The sequence below is a fragment of the Amycolatopsis sp. w19 genome (assembly GCF_051373225.1).
Classification (GTDB): domain Bacteria; phylum Actinomycetota; class Actinomycetes; order Mycobacteriales; family Pseudonocardiaceae; genus Amycolatopsis; species Amycolatopsis japonica.
Map to the genome: position 1 here is coordinate 220,936 of NZ_JBPQFM010000002.1, position 17,225 is coordinate 238,160.

Consider the following 17,225-nt stretch of genomic DNA (forward strand, 5'->3'; position numbering starts at 1 on the left):
AGGTGTCCTCCGCATGGTGACGATTCCCGGCCGCCGGATCCGTAGCGTGCCAGGTGAATCGTTCCCCTGTACCAGGAGTTCACCATGTCCCGTAAGGCATCCGCTCTGATCGCGCTGTGCTGCGCAGTGGCAGGCGTCGCGCTGTCGGCCTGCGACGAAGCCACGGAAGCGGAGTCCGCGTTCACCGGAACACAGAAGATCAAGGTCGGCGAGCGTTCGGTGAACGTGTCGTGCGCGGGGAACGCGGCCGAAGGGCGGCCGGTCGTCGTCCTGCTGCACGGCGGGGGCGACGATCTCGGGAAACTGAGCGGGCTCCAGAACACCCTTGCCGCGCAAGGCCGGGTCTGTTCCTACGACCGGCTCGGCGCGGGCGCCAGCGACCAGCCCGACGGGCCGCAGAGTTTCGAGAGCACCGGGAAGATCCTCACCAGCGTGCTCGACCAGGTCGCCGGCGGCGAGCCGGTCGTCCTGGCCGGGCATTCGCTCGGCGGGCTGATCGCCGCCAGGTACTCCCCCGACCACCAGGACCGGGTCAAGGGGCTGGTGCTGATGGACGCCACCTCGCCGACCCAGGAAGCCGATCTGCGGCAACGGATTCCGGATTCGGCCACCGGGATGGCGGCCGAACTGCGGGCGCAGACCTTGGCGGTGTTCGCGGGACAGGGCCCCGAAAAGCTGGTGGTCACCGACGCCGAAGTCCGCCCCGCCGGGAACATCCCGGTCGAGGTGATCCAGCACGGCAAGCAGTACCTCACGGCCGTTCCCGAGTACGGCGCGGGCCTGGAGCAGGCGTGGTCGGAGGGGCAGCGGAAGTGGCTCGCGCTGTCCGGGCGCAGCAACCTGAGCGTCGCGGCGAACAGCGAGCACTACATCTATGTCGACCAGCCGGACCTCGCCCTCCGGGCGATCCAGCGCGTCGCGGACGAGGCCAGGTCCGAATAGGACCGGCGTGTCGTGTTCATGGGCGGGGCCGCTGGCGGGCTGAAGGCTCCCTTCACCGCGTCTGATGCGACGAAGGGAGCCTTCAGCACAGGCCGGGTACGGGGTCGCGCGTGGCGTTTCGGCGGCGAAGGACCCGATCGCGATGTCCCCAATGTCGCATCTGTGACGCTGAGCGTCACAGATGCGACATTGGGGACGCCTCGTCACCACACGTCTGGTCAAAGGGGCGCAAATGTGGCGTGTTCATGGGCGGGGCCGGTGGCGGGCTGAAGGCTCCCTTCACCGCGTCTGATGCGGCGAAGGACGCCTTCGGCCCAGGTCAGGTGCGAGTCGCCCTCTCGTGAAGAGCCAGGCCGCGCGGTCCAGTTACCGTCCGAATAGGACGGTCAGGTGACGAGGCCGTGGCGGAAGGCGTAAATCACCGCCTGCACCCGGTCGCGGAGCCCGAGTTTCGCGAGCATGCGCGAAACGAACGTCTTGACGGTCTCCTGGCTGATCATGAGCGTCGCGGCGATCTCGCTGTTGGAACGGCCGTCCGCGATGAGCCGGAGGACCTCCAGTTCCCGGGGAGTCAGCGGGTTCTCGGGCGGGCCTTCGTCCTCGGCGGGCCGGATCCGGGAGGCGTAGCGGCCCACCAGCTGCCGCGTCACCTCGGGATCCAGCAGGGCGGCGCCGGCGGCCACGGTGCGGATCCCGTGCAGCAGCCGGTCGGGCGGGCTGTCCTTGAGCAGGAACCCGCTCGCACCGGCGCGCAGCGCCCGGTAAACGTACTCGTCGAGGTTGAACGTGGTGACCACCAGGACCTTGCCGGGTTCGGCCACGCCGGCGCCCGCCAGCAGGCGGGTGGCTTCGATGCCGTCGAGCACCGGCATGCGCACGTCCATCACCACGACGTCCGGGCGTAGCCGGGCGGCGAGGTCGACGGCGGTCCGGCCGTCACCGCATTCGCCCGCCACTTCGAGGTCGGGCTGGGCGTCGATGATCGTCACCAGGCCGGTGCGCACCAGCATCTGGTCGTCGCAGACCAGCACCCGCGTCGGCGCGGTCACGACGGGTTTCCCGCGGGAATGCGGGCACGGACGGAAAACCCGCCGTCCCCTCTACGGCCGGCACTGAATTCGCCGTCCAGGACGTCGATCCGTTCGCGCAGCCCGGCGAGGCCCCGTCCACCGCCTGGAGAGTCCACTGTGGACATGGCTTCCTCCGTGTCCACCGCGACGGTGATCTCCCCGTCTCCGTGGTGCACCAGCACCGAGGTGCGGCTGCCGTGCGCGTGTTTCAGCGCGTTGGTCAACGCCTCCTGCACGACGCGGTACGCCACCGGTCCGGCGTCACCCGCCGTGGGCTCGCCCCGCTCGGAGAACTCCACCGGTTGCCCTGCCCGGCGTGTGCGCTCCACGAGGGTCGGGATCGCCTCGGCGCCGCGGCCGGGATCGATCACGTCGAGCAAGTGACGCAGATCGGTGATGGCCAGCCGTCCGGTGTCGGCCACGGCGGTCAGGCTCTGGTCGAGCCGCGCGTCGGTGAGATACCGGGCGGCTTCGGCCTGCACGACCATCGCCGTGACGTGATGGGTCACGACGTCGTGGAGTTCGGCGGCGATGCGGGCGCGCTCGGCCGCCCGCGTCTCCTCGGCGACGCTGCGGCGACGTTCCGCTTCCGCGACCCGGTTGGACCGCAACGCCGTCCCGATCCCCCAGGCCAGCACCAGCGCGAGATAGAAGGTCACGTAGCCGGTGAGGGGTTCCGTCCCGCCGAGCGAAGCGAACGCGATCGCCGACACGAGGAACGCCGCGGTGGACACGATCGCCACCACGCGGCGGTGCCGCTCCAGCCGCAGTCCCACCGTCAGCAGGGCGATCGGCAGGGCCGTGCCGGCGAACGAGTGATAGCCGCCGAACTGGTCGACGGCGAACCCGAGCGATACCAAGGCGAAACCGGCGACGGGCCACCGGTGGCATACGACGAGCGGGACGCATTGCAGAGCGATCCCCACGACGGCCAGTGCGTCGTACGGGCGGTTCGGCAGGCCGCCGAACTGCGTTCCGTGGCTCTGCAACGCCGGGACCAGAGATCCCACGAAGAGAGTCACAGCGACCGGGAGGTACCAGACCGGGCCACACCGCCACTGCCTCGAGACCCACCGAAGGTTGACCACGCAGCGGATCTTATTCCGAACGGGTGAATCGCCCGTATGCCGATCGGCGATGTTACGGGCGTAACATGGAACTGTGACTGACGAATCCGACGGCCGGAACTGGCTGGTGATCAGCGTGTCCACCGCCGGCGGACCGGACTCGCTGCGGGTTCAGGTCTGGCGCAAACTCCGCTCCCTCGGCGCGCTCTACCTGCAGCAATCGGTATGCCTGCTGCCCGCGCGGGCGGAGGTGGTGCGGGAGATCCGCCGTCTGCTCGACCGGGTCCGCCATCAGGGCGGGACGGCCCGCGCGCTGCCGATGGCGTTCACCGACCCGGCCGAGGAGCGTGCGGTGATCGCCGAACTGAACGCGGCCCGCGACGCCGAGTACGCCGAGGTCCTCGAGCGGCTGCCCGAGCTTCGCCGGGAACTGGCGGACGAACAGGCCCGCGGCAACGCCACCTACGCGGAAGTCGAGGAATCCGAAGCCGATTTGCACCGGTTCCGCAGCTGGCTGGCCAAGATCGCCGCCCGCGACTACTTCGGCGCCCCACGCGGCCAGGAAGCCCGTGACGCCGTCGAGCTGGCCGCGGCCGAACTCGCCGCCTTCGAGGAAGCCGCCCTGCGCGCCGAAGCTCCCGAGATCCGGGCGGGGAAGAAGCGATGACCGGGTCGTTCTGGTGGGATCTGCTGCTCGGCATCGCCGGTGCGCTGGTCCTGGCCTGGCTCGTGCTCGTCGTGGCACTCGTGCTCGCCCGGCCGCGGGGCGGGCTGCTCCGGGAAGCGCTGCGGCTGCTGCCCGACGTGCTGCGGCTCATCCGCCGTCTGGCCGCGGACAAGACGCTGCCCCGCGGCGTCCGGATCAGGCTCGCGCTGCTGATGGTCTACCTCGCCCTGCCGATCGACCTCGTCCCCGACTTCATCCCCGTTCTGGGTTACGCCGACGACGCCATCATCGTCACCCTCGTGCTGCGTGGCGTCGTCCGCCGCGCCGGGCTCGACGCCGTCCGCGCGCACTGGCCCGGTACCGACGACGGTTTCGACGCACTCGCCCGCCTGACCGGATTTCCCGCCGCCACACCCTGATCCGTTTAGCGAGTTGTGCGCATTTTCTGTCAGAGGCGTAACAACTTTCGGCCTTCCTGCGGCATACCGGAGAGCTGTCTTGTTCTGTCCGGTCCCCGCCGCAGGAGGATTCGCGTGTCGAGATCCCGTCGTTTCCTGTTCCCCCGAAGATCGCGACGCGCGCTGGCGGTGGGTGTCATCGGCCCGCTGGTCGGCGCGCTCGCGGTCGGGCTCGTCGCCACGGCACCGGCCGACGCCGCCGTGCCCACAGGTTTCACCGACACGGTGGCGATCAGCGGGCTCAGCTCGCCGACCGCCACCGCGTTCGCACCGGACGGCCGGGTGTTCGTCGCCGAGAAGAGCGGCCTGGTCAAGGTCTTCGACTCGCTCGCCGACCCGACGGCGACGGTGTTCGCCGACCTCCGTACGCAGACACAGGACTTCTGGGACCGCGGTCTGCTCGGGCTCGCCGTCGACCCCGCCTTTCCCGCCAGGCCGTACGTCTACGTCTCGTACACCCTCGACGCGGAGCCCGGCGGCACCGCGCCGCGCTGGGGTGACGCCTGCCCGACCCCGCCGGGCGCGACCGACAAGGGTTGCGTCGTGACCGGCCGCGTCTCCCAGCTGACGATGGGCTCGGCGGGCACGGCCGTGAGCGAGAAACCGCTGGTCACAGGCTGGTGTCAGCAGTTCCCGAGCCACTCGGTCGGCGCACTCGCCTTCGGCCCGGACGGCGCCCTGTACGCGGGAGGCGGCGACGGCGCCAGCTTCACGTTCGCCGACTACGGCCAGGTGGGGAACCCCTGTGCCGATCCGCCCTCGCCCGCCGGGACGAACCTGACGCCGCCGTCGGCCGAAGGCGGCGCGCTGCGTTCGCAGTCGCCGCGACGCGCCGCCGGGCAACCGGTCCTGCTCAACGGCACGCTGCTGCGCATCGACCCGGACACCGGCGAAGGCGTCCCCGGCAACCCCTTCGCGAACAGCGCCGACGCCAACGCCCGGCGTGTGATCGCCTACGGCGCGCGGAACCAGTTCCGCTTCGGCTTCCGGCCGGGCACCAGCGAGCTCTGGGCGGGCGACGTCGGCTGGGACACGTGGGAAGAGATCAACCGCGTCGCCGACGTCGGCGACAGCGTGGCGGAGAACTTCGGCTGGCCCTGTTTCGAAGGGAACGCCAGGCAGGCCGGTTACGACGGCGCGAACCTCGACCGGTGCGAATCCCTCTACTCCTCCGGCGGGCACTCCGCCCCGTACTACGCCTACAACCACCGCGCCAAGGTGGTCGCGAGCGACCCGTGCCCCACGGGCGGCTCTTCGATCAGCGGCATCGCGTTCGAATCCGGCAGTAACTACCCCGCCGAGTACTCCGGCGCGCTGTTCTTCGCCGATTCCTCCCGTGGCTGCATCTGGGCCATGCAGACCGTCGACGGCCAGCCGAATGCGAGCCGTCTCGTGCCTTTCGTGACCGGCGTCAACGTCCCGGTGCAGGTGCTGACCGGCCCGGGCGGCGATCTGTTCTACGTCGCGCTCGGCAGCGGCGAACTCCGCCGCGTCAGCCATCCCGGCGGGACCAACCGGCCGCCCACCGCGGTGGCCACGGCGACCCCGTCGAGCGGACCGGCGCCGCTGACGGTGCGGTTCGACGGCACCGCGTCCACCGACCCGGACGCCGGGGACACCCTGTCCTACGCCTGGGACCTCGACGCCGACGGCGCGTACGACGACTCGTCGGCCGCCGACCCCACCTGGACCTACACCGCGGCAGCCGCCGTCGACGCCGGGCTCCGGGTGACGGACTCCCACGGCGCGAGCGCGACCACGACCGTGCGCGTGACCGTCGGGAACCCGGAGGGCCTCGACCCGGTGCCGGTCATCGACAGCCCGGCGGGCACGCTGACCTGGTCGGTCGGTCAGACCGTGTCCTTCTCCGGCCGCGCGGTCGACGCCCAGGACGGGCAGCTCCCGGCGTCGGCGCTGTCGTGGCGGCTCGCGATCCGGCACTGCGCGACCAACGGCACCTGCCATACGCACAACGTCCAGGACTTCCCCGGCGTCGCGTCCGGGTCGTTCGTCGCGCCGGACCACGACTACCCGTCGTACCTGCAGCTGACCCTCACCGCGACCGATTCGACCGGCCGGACCGGCAGCAAGACCGTCGACCTCCAGCCGAAGACGGTGTCGCTGAACTTCGCCTCCAGTCCCAGCCAGGCGACGCTCACCGTCGGTGGCACGCAGCAACGCACGCCGTTCTCCCGGACGGTGATCGCGGGATCCACCAACTCGATCAGCGCGGACAGCCCGCAGAAACTGCCCCCGCTCAACCTGAAGTACGCCTTCACCGGCTGGGCGCACGGCGGCGCGCGGACGCAGAACATCATCGCGCCCGGCACGTCGACCACCTACCAGGCGAACTATCGGCTCTGCTGGCTGTTGAACCCCTGCTGACCGGTCGTGAGCTTCAGCGGTAGGGCCGAAGGCTCCTTTCGTCGCATCAGACTCGGCGAAGGGAGCCTTCAGCCCGCCACCGACCCCACCCGGCGCGGCACCGAAACCGTCCATAATGGAGCACGCCAGCACGTTTTCGCGAAGCCGTAAGAACCCCGAAAGGATCGGAACCCCCACCGGAGAGACCCCGTCGGATCGCCCATCCAGATCCCGCACGGAAGGTGCCTCCGATGACCTACCCAGGCCTGCCCGACCAGCAGAACCCCCGCCCCGCGACCGTCAAGCCCGGCGTGGCCGTCGGGATCCTCGTCGCGGTGATCGCACTGGTCGCCTTCTGCATCACCGGCTTCGCCGCTCCCGGTTTCCTGCTCCGCAAGGGTCCCGGGCTCTCGTTGCCCACCCCCACCTCCAGCCCGGCGACGACGACCTCCTCGCCAACGAGCACCACGGAAAGCCCGACCAGCACCAGGGTCAGCCGCCCGAGGATCACCCCCACCAGGAACCCGGCCACGCCGCCGGCACTGGGCGTTCAGGTGATCGTGGACTTCCTCACCAAGATCGCCGGGAGCGACAAGCCGGGGGCGATCGCGTTGGCCTGCGAGGCGCAGAAGAGGTTCATGGACGACAAGATCGATTCCCTGATCCCGCTGGGGTCACGTGTTCAGGTGACCTCTGTCAACGGGACGTCCAGGTTCGTCCTCGCCGACGTCGCCGGAGTCGCCAAAGGACGGTCGGCGAAGGGCATCGTGATCTCGGATCTCAAGGCGGACGGCGGTTTCTGCGTCACGAACTTCAGCATCCGCACCACCGGCTGATGTCAGTCGAGGCAGAACTCGTTGCCCTCGATGTCCTGCATCACGATGCACGACTCGTTCTCCTCGTCGGCGAGCAGGACACGCTGCTGCACCGCCCCGAGCGCCGTCAAACGGTCGGATTCGGCCTGGAGCGCGGCGAGGCGCTCCTCCCCCACCAGGCCGGTGCCCGCCCGCACGCAGAGATGCACACGGTTCTTGACGACCTTGCCTTCGGGAACGCGCTGGAAGTACAGCCGCGGACCCACGCCGGTAGGGTCACTGCAGACGAAGCCGGCGTCCTGCTTCTCGGGCGGCAACGTGCGGTTGTAGTCGTCCCAGGTGTCGAATCCTTCCGGCGGCGAGGGCACGACGTAACCCAGGATCTCGCACCAGAACCGGGCGAGGCGCTCGGGTTTCGCGCAATCGAACGTGACCTGTACCTGTTTGACCGACACCATCAGTCCACCCTAATCGCTGTCGAACGGATCAAGCCCGCGGCCCGCAGATCGGCCCAGACCTGTGTGGGGACCTTCACTTCGAAGGATTCCAAGTTGCTTCGCGCTTCTTCGGCGGACCGCATCCCGACCGCGATACCGGCGACGGCCGGATGCTGCAGCGGGAAGGCCATCGCCGCTTGGGGAAGCGTCACGCCATGCGCCTCGCACACGTCGGCGATCCGGTTCGCCCGCTCCACGACCTCCGGTGTGGCGGCCGCGTAGTCGAAGTACGCACCCTCGGCCGGCCGTGGCACGGCGAGCAGCCCGGAGTTGAAGATCGACGCCGCGATCACCGAGACACCGCGTTCCTCACACGCCGGAAGGAAGGTGTCGAGCGCGCTGTGGTCGAGCAGCGTGTGCCGCCCGGACTGCATGACCACGTCGACATCGGTCTCCCTGACCAAAGTGGTCAGCATGGCCGTGTCGTACATGCCGGCGCCGATCGCGCCGACGATCCCTTCCGACCGCAGCTCCGCGAGGGCCGGATAGCCGTCGCGCAGCGCGTCGTCGAAGTACTCCTCGGCGTCGTGCAGGTACAGCACGTCGATCCGGTCCAGGCCCATCCGCTCCAGCGAATCCTCGACACTGCGGCGGATCCCGTCACGGGTGAAGTCGCGGACCCGGCGGTGCGCCGCGGGGACGTGGAAGCCCGCCGGATCCGGTTTCCCGTCCGGATCCTGGGGAATCAGCAGTCGGCCGACCTTCGTCGACAGGACGTAGGAATCTCGCGGCCGCGAACGCAGGAACTCGCCGATGCGGCGCTCGGAATGCCCGATCCCGTAGTGCGGAGACGTGTCGTAGTACCGGATCCCGCCGTCCCAGGCCGCGGCCAGCGCCCCCGCCGCGGTGTCGTCGTCCAGCGGCGCGAACAAGCCCCCGAGCGGTCCGCCACCGAAGCCCAGCCTCGTCACCTCGACGTCGGTGCGCCCGAGTCGCTTCGTCTCCATCCGCGGCCCCCTTGATCAGCTCGCCGATCACCGTGCCACATCCGGGCGCTGCGCTCGCGCGATTTATTCGCCGGGCCAATCCGCGCACGTCACGACCCCGAACCCCCGGCTCGGGAAGACCGTGTCCACGAAGAAGTCGTGCATCGCCTGATCCCCGTCGGCGCAACCGTCGCGCAGCACGGTCACGTGATAGCCGCGATCCGCCGCGTCGTAGGCCGTCGCGGCCACCATCGCGCTGGTCGCGACCCCGGCGATCGCGACGGTGTCGACGCCCCGGGCCCGGAGCACGAGGTCGAGATCGGTGCCGGCGAACGCGCTGGCCCGGCGTTTCAGCACGACCACGTCCTCGTCGGCGACCGGCAGGTCGATCTCGGTCCCGGCCGAGCCCTCGTGGAAGGTGTCCCCCGCTTCGTGGAACGACTTGAACAGAGCGTTCCCGGCGGGCAGGTCGGTCCCGTTGCCGCGGAGTGCGAAGTGGACGAACACGACGAGCGCACCGGCCGCCCGCGCCCGCGGCAGCAGGCTCTTGATCGGCGGCAGGACTGTTCCGGTGAACGGGTAAGTGCCCGTGATGCCTCGTTGCAGGTCACCGATGATCAACGCGGTGGTCATGCGGGCAAGCTACCCGATCGTCCGTATACAACCGGCCGCGCGAGTGGCTAGCCTCCGGCGGGTGAGGATCAAGAGTGTGCTGCTCGCCGTCCTGGCGACCGCCGGAATCGTGATTCCCCCGCCCGCCGTCGCCTCGGCGGATCCGTCGGGCTGGGTGGCGCCGTTGAGCACGCGCGGCCGCTACATCGTCGACGCGGCGGGCGACCGGTTCAAGCTGAAGGCCGCCAACTGGCACGGCGCGAGCGGGACATGGACCGGTTCGGGTGGCGTGAACGATCCGGCCGCGCACCACGCCGGTGAGATCGCCTACCAGACCCCGCTCGGGCTGGACCGCGCGTCGATCGACACCGTCATCGACGGGCTCGCGGAACTGGGCCTGAACAGTGTCCGGCTGCCTTTCTCCAACGCGATGATCCACGACACCAAGCCCGTCCCCGATCTCCCGGCGAACCCGGAACTGCGCGGCCTGACCCCGTTGCAGGTCTACGATCGCGTCGTCGCGCGGCTGACCGCGCGCGGGTTCGCGGTGATCCTCAACAACCACACCACGACCTCCCGCTGGTGTTGCGGTCTCGACGGCAACGAGCGCTGGAACACCGCGCAGACCGAGCAGCACTGGCAGGACGACTGGCTGTTCATGGCCCGCCGCTACGCCGCGAACAAGCGCGTCGTCGGCGCCGATCTGTACAACGAGGTCCGGCGCGATGTCTTCGACGATCCCAACTGGGGCTGGGGAAACGGCACGGACTGGCAACGCGCGAGCCAGCGGGTGGCCGACCGCATCCAGACCGAGGCCAATCCCGATCTGCTGCTCATCGTCGAGGGCATCAACTGGACCGGCGTGCCCGTCGACGGCCTGCCCCACGGAAGGCCCACGCTGGAGCCGGCCCGCACGCTCTCGCATACGCTCGTGGACTCCGGAAAACTGGTCTACGCCGCGCATTTCTACGGCTACACCGGCCCGAACCATTCCGGGGCGACCGGCACCGGCGAGACCCACGACCCGCGCTACCGTGACCTGTCACCTCAGGAACTACGCGATGTCCTTTACCGGCAAGCGTTCTTCGTCTCGGCGGAGACCGGCAAGCACTACACCGCACCGCTCTGGATCAGCGAGTTCGGCGAAGGCCGTCACACGACCGACGCGGCGAGCCGTGCCTGGTTCGAGAACTTCGTCGGCTACCTCGCCGAGACCGACACGGACTTCGCCTACTGGCCGGCGGTCGGTTTCCACGAAGGCGGAACGGGCAACGGCTGGTCGTTGCTCTCCTGGGACACCGGCGGCAGGCGCGTCGACGTGCTCGACGGCGCGGACTGGCGTGGCCCGGCTTGGCGACGGCTGGTGGACGCGCCGTCCCGCACCGGCCGGATCCCCGACGCCGAGCGCTGGTCGATGCTGAACCTCGACTACGCCGATTTCCAGGCCTCGCGCGGGGTTCGCGCCATGGCGGACTGGAACCCGGGCGCTCGCAAGGGCGCCTGCCCCGACGGCCAGCGGCTCAGCGGCCTTTCCCATACCGGCAACCGGGGCCTGTGCACCGGCACGCTCGCCGCGCCGGCGAGATATGCCGTGGTCCGCGATGAGTCCTATGTGGACACCGACTGGGCGTCCGGCTACACCAAGGTGCAATGCCCGCCAGAGCACGCCGCGGTCGGCTACAGCGTCACCGGCGCGGCGTTCTCCGCGCTCCTGTGCGGCCGGTCCGCCACCCCGCTGGGCGGCGCCGGCCGGACGGTCTGGTTCGACCGCGGCGACAACCGGCCGTCCGGGAATCCCGGCGGTGACTTCGCCTCGGGCCACTACAAGGGGCAATGCGCTCCGGGCGAATACGTCGCCGGCGTCGCGTACACCGGCCGTGTCGGCTCGAATCGCACTCCGGACGCGATGCTCTGCCGTGCCTGAGCGCGCTCAGGCGACGAAAACGCAGAACGGATGCCCCGCCGGATCCGCGTAGACGCGCAGCGGTTCTTCCGGGTCGTCGCTGCGGTCGTACCGGAGCCGCCCGCCGAGTTCGAGGACGCGGGCGTGCTGCTCGTCGAGTTCCTCGACCGAGTCCACGGTCAGGTCAAGGTGCAGTTGCTGAGGCACGGGTTCCGGATCCGGCCAGCTCGCCTCTTCCAGCCGCTCGACCTGCTGGAAGGCGAGTTGCGCCCCGCCGTCCGGGTTCCGCAGCACCAGCCAGTCCTTGTCCTCGTCGCCAGGCTGGGGCGCTTCGTCGCCGGGACGGTAGTCCCAGACCAGCAGGCGCCGGTAGAACTCCGCCAGCGCGCGGACGTCGGTGCAGTCCAGCACCACCTGGCGGAACTTCGGACCCTTTTTCCGCTCGACCAAGCCGTTCACCTCTGTTCGAGCACCGCGAGAACCTGCTCGCACCAGCGAATGTTCTCCTGTTCGAACATGATCCCACGGGCCAGGGTCAGGTACGGCCCGACGCGGGGCGCGGTGGCGAGGAACTCCGCCTCGGCGGAGTCGCCGAGCAACCGCTCCCGAAGACGCTCGAACCGTTTGAGCTTCGTCTCGGCGACGGCCATCCGATCCGTGACGGCGCGCCGGATCGCCGCGTCGTCGCCCGCCTCGACCGCCTGGACCTGCACCAGCAGTTCGTCGCGGATCGCGGTCGGCTTCGGCGCCCGCGTGGTGAAGTCGGCGAGTTCGGCCGCGCCGGCGTCGGTCAAGGAGAAGAGGCGCTTGTTGGGACGCCGCTCCTGCTCGACCACCCGGGCCACCACGAGGCCCTGCGATTCCATCTTGTCCAGCTCGCGGTAGAGCTGCTGCGGTGTCGCGGTCCAGAAGTTGGCGACCGACGCGTTGAAGCTCTTCGCCAGGTCGTAGCCCGAGGACTCGCCGTCCAGGAGCGTCGCGAGGATCGCGTTCCGCAGCGCCATGGCGCGATGATAAGCATCGCCACGAGTAGTCGCAAAGTTGATTAGACACTTTGATGGACAGCGGAGCGGTGATCACCTACGCTCGGCGGCATCTACTCAACAAGTTGACTATGAGGAGATCGCCATGCCCACGTTCCGTGAAGCAGTCGAAGCGAAGGACGCCGTCGCGATCGAGGCGTTGCTCGCCGACGACGTCGTCTTCACCAGCCCGGTGGCGTTCAAGCCCTACCAGGGGAAGGCGATCACGGCGGCGATCCTGCGCGGGGTCCTGCGGGTGTTCGAGGACTTCCGCTATGTCCGCGAGATCCAGGACGGCGCGCATCACGTGTACGAGTTCGAAGCGACCGTCGACGGGCTTCAGATCAACGGCTGCGACCTGCTGACCTTCGATGCCCAGGGCAAGATCATCGACTTCAAGGTGATGGTCCGGCCGCTGCGGGCGGCCGAGGCGCTCGCGGGGCGCATGGGTGCCCAGTTCGAGGCCATCAAGGCGGACGCGCTCGGCTGAGCGAGACGGCACGCGTGACTGGCCGGACGGCGCGTGTGATCAGACGGACGACACGCGTGACTCGATGGACGACACGCGTGCGCGGCCAGGTCCGCCGCGAGTCGTCCGTCCAGACACGCGTGTCGTCCGTCTGATCACGAGTGTCGTCCGTCAGCGGCACACCGGAACTGGACAAGCCCCAGCGGCGGTGTCACGAGAGCCACTTTCGCAACGTTGAAGGTTGCGAACGTGGCTTTCGCAACGTCAATGGGGGCCGGCGTCCTGCCGCCGCACCATCTCCGTGATCCAGACGGGCGCGAACGGCGACGTGCAGTTCGGCGGAGTCGGATAGTCCTTGAGCACTTCCAGGCGCTCCCCGATGCCGATCGCCCTGGCCCGGTGCTCCGCGTGCTCGATGCCGATCTGCGCCAGGCAGTGGTTCATCGCCCACTGCAGCCGATCCGGCGCGGTCTTCATCTCCGCCTCGATGACGTCGAGCAGCCCGGTGAGATCGAGGCCCTCGGGCTTCTTCGCCACTCGTTCGGTGGTCAGCGCCCAACCGGCGCTCGCGACGACGGGATCCGGATCGGCGGACCACACCACGCGCAGCTCTTCGGCGTGTGAATTCTTCTTGACCACGTAATTCACGAGCCAGTCGTGCACCTTCGGGGTGCGAGCCTCGCGCACCATACGGTCCAGCTCGTCGCGCCCGAACGCCTTCGGGCGGCAGATGAGGAGCGCGAGCAGCTTCGCGGCGGTGTCGTCCGTCGCCCAGAGTTCCAGCGCGAGGTCTTGCTGGGTTTTCAGCCGCTTGGCGAGCGCGCGTAGCTTGCCGAGGTTCACCCCGTGGTCGTCGCCGTGCTTCTCGTTCACCTGGCGTGCGCGCGGATCCTCGAGCTCGGCCAGTTCGGCCAGCACCTCGGCCGTCGTCGTCCCGGTCACCCGTCCAGCCTACGAGGCGCTCCGGGTGGAGGAGCCACCCGGAGCGCCTTGACCACTATCCGCGTCGTGCCAGGTCGTCGGCGTGCTCACGCAGGAGCGCGGCGACCCGCGGCCAGCCGACGTTGATCCGCCGGGCCCAGCCGCGATGACGCTGCGCGAGATCCCCCGCGTCACCGTCTTGGACGGTCAATCCGGTGGCGAAGCCCTCCCGGAGGTACCCGCCGTCGGCGACATCGAGGACGTCCCGGACCGGCTCCGGCGGCCACCCGTCGTCGGGCAAGGGGGAACCGCTCGCCAGCAGGGTGCCGATCGCCCGGTCCCCGAACTCGGCCCGTCCCCGTTCGGCGAACTCCGTGCGGGCACGCGAAACCCACGCCTTGAGCGCGGCACCGTCGAGACCGGAATCGGTCGTCCCCGGCATGGTGCGCGTCTCGAAGATCGTCAGCCACGCGCCGACCAGTTCCACGCTCGGAGCGCCGTCGTCCGCGGGCTGGATCCGGGTGCAGAGCTCGACGAACGCGCCGGGGTTCTCGGCGAGGATCCGCTGCAGGCTCCGCGGTTTCCGGTGGTGTTTGAGCGCCGCGTGGAACCGCAGCTCCAGCCGGGCGACCGCGACGTCCGCATCGCCGGCCTCGGCCAGCTGGTCCAGCAGCGGGCCGACGTTCGCGACGGCCTTGCGGTCGGGGGCCTCGACACCGTCGGCGGACGCCTGGAGCAGCACTTCCTCGATCAGGGACGCGGGCAGGGCCGCCCCGTCGCGCACCCCCGCCGCGAGCGCCTTGACCGCGGCCCACGGCCGGCGCCGCGCGAGCTGCGTGACGAAGAACGACTCCTGTCCTTCGGGAAGCGGCCACGGACCGACGTGCGTCCAGTAGCCCTCGAGAACCGCTTCGTCGGCGGACTCGAAGAGCTCCAGCGCGTGGTCCACCGGGATGGCCAGGAGATAGTCGACCAGCCGGTCCTGCTCCTTGAGCTGGATCGCGACCTCCTGCCGCCATTCGCCGCCCTGGGATCGGGCCATCTCGCCCGCCCAGCCCGCCGCCCAGTCCTCGCGCCCCAGCTCCGCGAGCGCGTCTTCCCGGAGGTCGTCCGCGGCGACATGGGCCGCGACCACGCCGACCAGCCTGGGCAGGGCGCTCTCGGCGGCGAGCGCGCTCAGCCCGGCGGCACCGTGTTCGCGCAGGACACCTCCGACGGCGTCGCGTCGAAGGCGCCCGATCTCCGCTTCACGCGCCTCCGGTTCGAGGGATTCGCCGCCGTCCAGGTACGGATTCCGGCCGAACAACAGGCCGTGCCGTCCGGGATTGACCGCGGGCTCGATCAGCTCGGCGCAGGATTCCAGCCATTGCAGCAATTCCTCCGGCAGTGTCCAGCCGGCGCCGGCGTGATGCCGGTGCTCGGCGGTCACCCCGGTGAGCAGGCCCCACAGGCGAAGACGTTCGTCCGCCGAGAGCCGTTCGGTGTCCAGCCGCGTGAAGGCCTCCACGACGCGGTCCCATTGCGCGGCGTTCAGCTCGGGCAGCCGTTCGAAGAATTCGCACCATCGATACGGCCGTTCCGCCAGCGCCGACAACGCCGAGGCGACCAGCTCGTCCTCGAATTCCGGTCCGTCGGCGACGGCGACCGGTGCCGCCGGGACCGTCCATTCGAGACGGACCTGGGGCCGCCTCGGGCTCGCGAGCAGATGTCCACGCGGACCGCGCAGCAGGGCGAGAGCCAGCCGCCAGCCCGCTTCCGGCGAGCGACGGCCGATCGCCTTGACCAGTTCCGTCCGCTGCCCGCCGGGCAGGTCGAGGTAGGGGTACCACGGCTGCACGAGGGTGATCAGGGATTCGAGCGGCCGGTCGCCGGCCTCCCGCCCCGGCCGCGTCAGCTCGGCCAGCAGGGACACCACCATCGGCAACGCGTCGTCGGACCAGCCGACCGTTTCCAGCGCCGCGATCAGCCCCTCGGAGGTGCCGCTCAGCGGCGACGGATCGCTGGTCAGCGCGTGGTCGACGGCACTGAGGAACTCGTGAGGAGCGGCTTCGGCGAGCAAGGGCAGCACGTCGGCGAGCGAGCGCCAGAGCACTCCGTCCCCGTCTTCGTTGGCCCGGCCGAGCACTTCGCGGACGAATCGCGTGGCGTGGTCGGCGCCCGAGATGCCGCCGGACAGCGTCGTGTCCCCCTCGGCGGCCAGAAGCGCCGCGCTCCGCGCCAGCCCCTGCCGCATTTCCGCCGACCATTTCCGGCCCGGCTCCCGCTCGGTGAGCACCTTGACGGCTTCTTCGTGCCAGCGCCGCAGATCCTGCGCGCTCAGCCTGCCGTGGAGAAGCGTCCAGGCATCGTGCGGATCCGCCAGCCGTACGACGTCGCCCGAGCGGGCGAGCAGGGGGTCGTCGCCGGTCTCGGCCCTGGCGAAGAAGCGCGTGAGCTCGTCGATCTCCCGGCCGGCGATCGCGGCGATCTCCTCCAGATCATGCCGCGACCCGGCCGACCACCGGCCGATCAGCAGCAGCGGCGCGGCGAGATCGCGCTCCAGCGGGTTCACCCATTTCGGAAGGTCACCGGCGACGGCGAGCTTGCGGCGCAGGGCACCGACACTCCGCCGGGCGAGGTCCGCGTAGGCGGTCGCGGCGGCGGATGGGACACCGGCCGCCGCGAACGCCTCCGCCGCCTCGTCGCGCGGAATCCGGGGCAGTACCAGGACCTCGGCACCGTCACGGTCCGGCGTGCTCCGCACCACGACGACATGGCCGCCGATCGTCTCCTCCCCCACGTCGACGCCGTCCACCACGGCGACGAACGGCCCGTCCAGGTCGCGGCACTGACGCCAAGCCTCCGGGCTCGACACCCGGACGGCCCGGAGCCCCGGACGGTGGGCCGCCAACGCGGTCGCGACGAACGCCGCCGCCTCGGTCCGGCTGCCGGCGTACGCGGGGAGGACCGACGGCTCGGCGTCCAGCCAGTCGCACAGCCGGTCCATTTCGCGGGCGCGGCCGAGCATCGGGAGGCTCTCGGGCAGGACGGGACGCGTTTCGTCCCGCCAGGACTCGAGCCACTCCGCCAGGTCTTCGAGGCCTGGGACGACCCCGATGCCCAGTTCCGGGGCGACGCGGGTCAGTTCGGTGATCAGGCCCGCGATGTCCTGCTCCGCCGTGCGTCTGCCGATCCGCCGGTGGGAATCAGCGATGATTTCCCCTGGCACGGCGGCGTCGCCAACCAGAACGGCGACGACTTTCTTCCCGAGCCGCGAGGCCTCGGCGATCTCCTCCTGGACCGCGTCGTCGAGCCCTTCGGTGCCGATCGGCACCACGAGGACGGACGCGGCGTCGCCGGACCGGACGATCCGGTCCTTTCCGAACACGTGACCGAGACTCCGGTCGAGACCGCGGAGCCGGTCCTGGCCGTCACCGGCTCGGACGGTGATGAAGATTCCTGCCATGGTGCGAAATCCTTTCCAGCGAGCACAGTTGTCGATGCGTACGGGCT

16 protein-coding genes are annotated in these 17,225 nt (G+C 70.1%); 7 read left to right on the forward strand and 9 right to left on the reverse strand.

From position 1 onward, the window contains the following. The first annotated feature begins 84 nt into the window (after window positions 1-84). Window positions 85-942, forward strand: a complete 858-nt coding sequence (locus ACSMFO_RS05515) for an alpha/beta fold hydrolase (RefSeq protein WP_436457222.1) — start codon at window positions 85-87, stop codon at window positions 940-942. A 386-nt stretch (window positions 943-1,328) separates the two neighbouring features. Here ACSMFO_RS05515 and ACSMFO_RS05520 read toward each other — a convergent pair whose 3' ends face one another. Both ACSMFO_RS05520 and ACSMFO_RS05525 read right to left on the reverse strand, forming a co-directional pair. Beyond that, the gene (locus ACSMFO_RS05520; RefSeq protein ID WP_436457223.1) at window positions 1,329-1,991 is read right to left on the reverse strand and encodes a response regulator; all 663 of its coding nucleotides are present in this window, start codon (window positions 1,989-1,991) and stop codon (window positions 1,329-1,331) included. Beyond that, window positions 1,988-3,022, reverse strand: a complete 1,035-nt coding sequence (locus ACSMFO_RS05525) for a sensor histidine kinase (RefSeq protein ID WP_436457224.1) — start codon at window positions 3,020-3,022, stop codon at window positions 1,988-1,990. The genes ACSMFO_RS05520 and ACSMFO_RS05525 overlap by 4 nt, the downstream gene beginning before the upstream one ends. A 151-nt stretch (window positions 3,023-3,173) precedes the next feature. Between ACSMFO_RS05525 and ACSMFO_RS05530 the strand changes: the two genes are divergently transcribed. The 4 genes from ACSMFO_RS05530 to ACSMFO_RS05545 all read left to right on the forward strand — a co-directional run bounded on the left by ACSMFO_RS05530 (window position 3,174) and on the right by ACSMFO_RS05545 (window position 7,404). Then, on the forward strand, window positions 3,174-3,746 hold the full coding sequence (locus ACSMFO_RS05530) for a Chromate resistance protein ChrB (protein ID WP_436457225.1): 573 nt from the start codon (window positions 3,174-3,176) through the stop codon (window positions 3,744-3,746). Then, complete coding sequence (locus ACSMFO_RS05535) at window positions 3,743-4,165, forward strand: YkvA family protein (protein ID WP_436457226.1); 423 nt, start codon at window positions 3,743-3,745, stop codon at window positions 4,163-4,165. Before ACSMFO_RS05530 ends, ACSMFO_RS05535 begins: the two co-directional genes overlap by 4 nt. Before the next feature lie 114 nt (window positions 4,166-4,279). Next, window positions 4,280-6,589: a PQQ-dependent sugar dehydrogenase gene (locus ACSMFO_RS05540; protein WP_436457227.1), complete on the forward strand. Its 2,310-nt coding sequence runs from the start codon at window positions 4,280-4,282 to the stop codon at window positions 6,587-6,589. Between the two features lie 230 nt (window positions 6,590-6,819). After that, complete coding sequence (locus tag ACSMFO_RS05545) at window positions 6,820-7,404, forward strand: hypothetical protein (RefSeq protein WP_436457228.1); 585 nt, start codon at window positions 6,820-6,822, stop codon at window positions 7,402-7,404. Between the two features lie 2 nt (window positions 7,405-7,406). Here the strand turns inward: ACSMFO_RS05545 and ACSMFO_RS05550 are convergent, their stop codons facing one another. The 3 genes from ACSMFO_RS05550 to ACSMFO_RS05560 all read right to left on the reverse strand — a co-directional run bounded on the left by ACSMFO_RS05550 (window position 7,407) and on the right by ACSMFO_RS05560 (window position 9,439). Continuing rightward, window positions 7,407-7,841, reverse strand: coding sequence for a VOC family protein (locus tag ACSMFO_RS05550; RefSeq protein WP_125737675.1), 435 nt, complete (start codon window positions 7,839-7,841; stop codon window positions 7,407-7,409). Beyond that, window positions 7,841-8,827 carry an aldo/keto reductase gene (locus ACSMFO_RS05555; protein ID WP_436457229.1) on the reverse strand — a complete coding sequence of 329 codons (987 nt, stop codon included), beginning with the start codon at window positions 8,825-8,827 and terminating at the stop codon, window positions 7,841-7,843. Before ACSMFO_RS05555 ends, ACSMFO_RS05550 begins: the two co-directional genes overlap by 1 nt. Window positions 8,828-8,890: 63 nt before the next feature. Then, window positions 8,891-9,439, reverse strand: a complete 549-nt coding sequence (locus tag ACSMFO_RS05560) for a cysteine hydrolase family protein (RefSeq protein WP_360129377.1) — start codon at window positions 9,437-9,439, stop codon at window positions 8,891-8,893. A gap of 61 nt (window positions 9,440-9,500) precedes the next feature. Here ACSMFO_RS05560 and ACSMFO_RS05565 point away from each other — a divergent pair, with 61 nt between their 5' ends. After that, window positions 9,501-11,342, forward strand: coding sequence for a cellulase family glycosylhydrolase (locus tag ACSMFO_RS05565; protein WP_436457230.1), 1,842 nt, complete (start codon window positions 9,501-9,503; stop codon window positions 11,340-11,342). A 6-nt stretch (window positions 11,343-11,348) separates the two neighbouring features. On the opposite strand, the gene ACSMFO_RS05570 is transcribed toward ACSMFO_RS05565, so the two are convergent. Together ACSMFO_RS05570 and ACSMFO_RS05575 are read right to left on the reverse strand one after the other, a co-directional pair. Next, entirely contained in the window at window positions 11,349-11,771 is a 423-nt protein-coding gene (locus ACSMFO_RS05570; RefSeq protein ID WP_436457231.1) for a VOC family protein, read from the reverse strand. A gap of 5 nt (window positions 11,772-11,776) precedes the next feature. Beyond that, complete coding sequence (locus tag ACSMFO_RS05575) at window positions 11,777-12,325, reverse strand: PadR family transcriptional regulator (RefSeq protein WP_436457232.1); 549 nt, start codon at window positions 12,323-12,325, stop codon at window positions 11,777-11,779. 124 nt (window positions 12,326-12,449) lie between these two features. Between ACSMFO_RS05575 and ACSMFO_RS05580 the strand changes: the two genes are divergently transcribed. Further along, window positions 12,450-12,833: a nuclear transport factor 2 family protein gene (locus tag ACSMFO_RS05580; protein WP_436457233.1), complete on the forward strand. Its 384-nt coding sequence runs from the start codon at window positions 12,450-12,452 to the stop codon at window positions 12,831-12,833. Between the two features lie 243 nt (window positions 12,834-13,076). Here the strand turns inward: ACSMFO_RS05580 and ACSMFO_RS05585 are convergent, their stop codons facing one another. Then, entirely contained in the window at window positions 13,077-13,754 is a 678-nt protein-coding gene (locus ACSMFO_RS05585) for a DNA alkylation repair protein (protein WP_436457234.1), read from the reverse strand. 55 nt (window positions 13,755-13,809) lie between these two features. Beyond that, complete coding sequence (locus ACSMFO_RS05590) at window positions 13,810-17,178, reverse strand: hypothetical protein (RefSeq protein WP_436457235.1); 3,369 nt, start codon at window positions 17,176-17,178, stop codon at window positions 13,810-13,812. Window positions 17,179-17,225 lie beyond the last annotated feature (47 nt).

Bases quoted from the DNA above. Each gene is read 5' to 3' on its own strand.
- ACSMFO_RS05515 (WP_436457222.1), top strand. From the start codon at position 85: ATGTCCCGTAAGGCATCCGCTCTGATCGCGCTGTGCTGCGCAGTGGCA.
- ACSMFO_RS05575 (WP_436457232.1), bottom strand. From the start codon at position 12,325: ATGGCGCTGCGGAACGCGATCCTCGCGACGCTCCTGGACGGCGAGTCC.
- ACSMFO_RS05580 (WP_436457233.1), top strand. From the start codon at position 12,450: ATGCCCACGTTCCGTGAAGCAGTCGAAGCGAAGGACGCCGTCGCGATC.
- ACSMFO_RS05560 (WP_360129377.1), bottom strand. From the start codon at position 9,439: ATGACCACCGCGTTGATCATCGGTGACCTGCAACGAGGCATCACGGGC.
- ACSMFO_RS05545 (WP_436457228.1), top strand. From the start codon at position 6,820: ATGACCTACCCAGGCCTGCCCGACCAGCAGAACCCCCGCCCCGCGACC.
- ACSMFO_RS05555 (WP_436457229.1), bottom strand. From the start codon at position 8,827: ATGGAGACGAAGCGACTCGGGCGCACCGACGTCGAGGTGACGAGGCTG.
- ACSMFO_RS05590 (WP_436457235.1), bottom strand. From the start codon at position 17,178: ATGGCAGGAATCTTCATCACCGTCCGAGCCGGTGACGGCCAGGACCGG.
- ACSMFO_RS05550 (WP_125737675.1), bottom strand. From the start codon at position 7,841: ATGGTGTCGGTCAAACAGGTACAGGTCACGTTCGATTGCGCGAAACCC.
- ACSMFO_RS05535 (WP_436457226.1), top strand. From the start codon at position 3,743: ATGACCGGGTCGTTCTGGTGGGATCTGCTGCTCGGCATCGCCGGTGCG.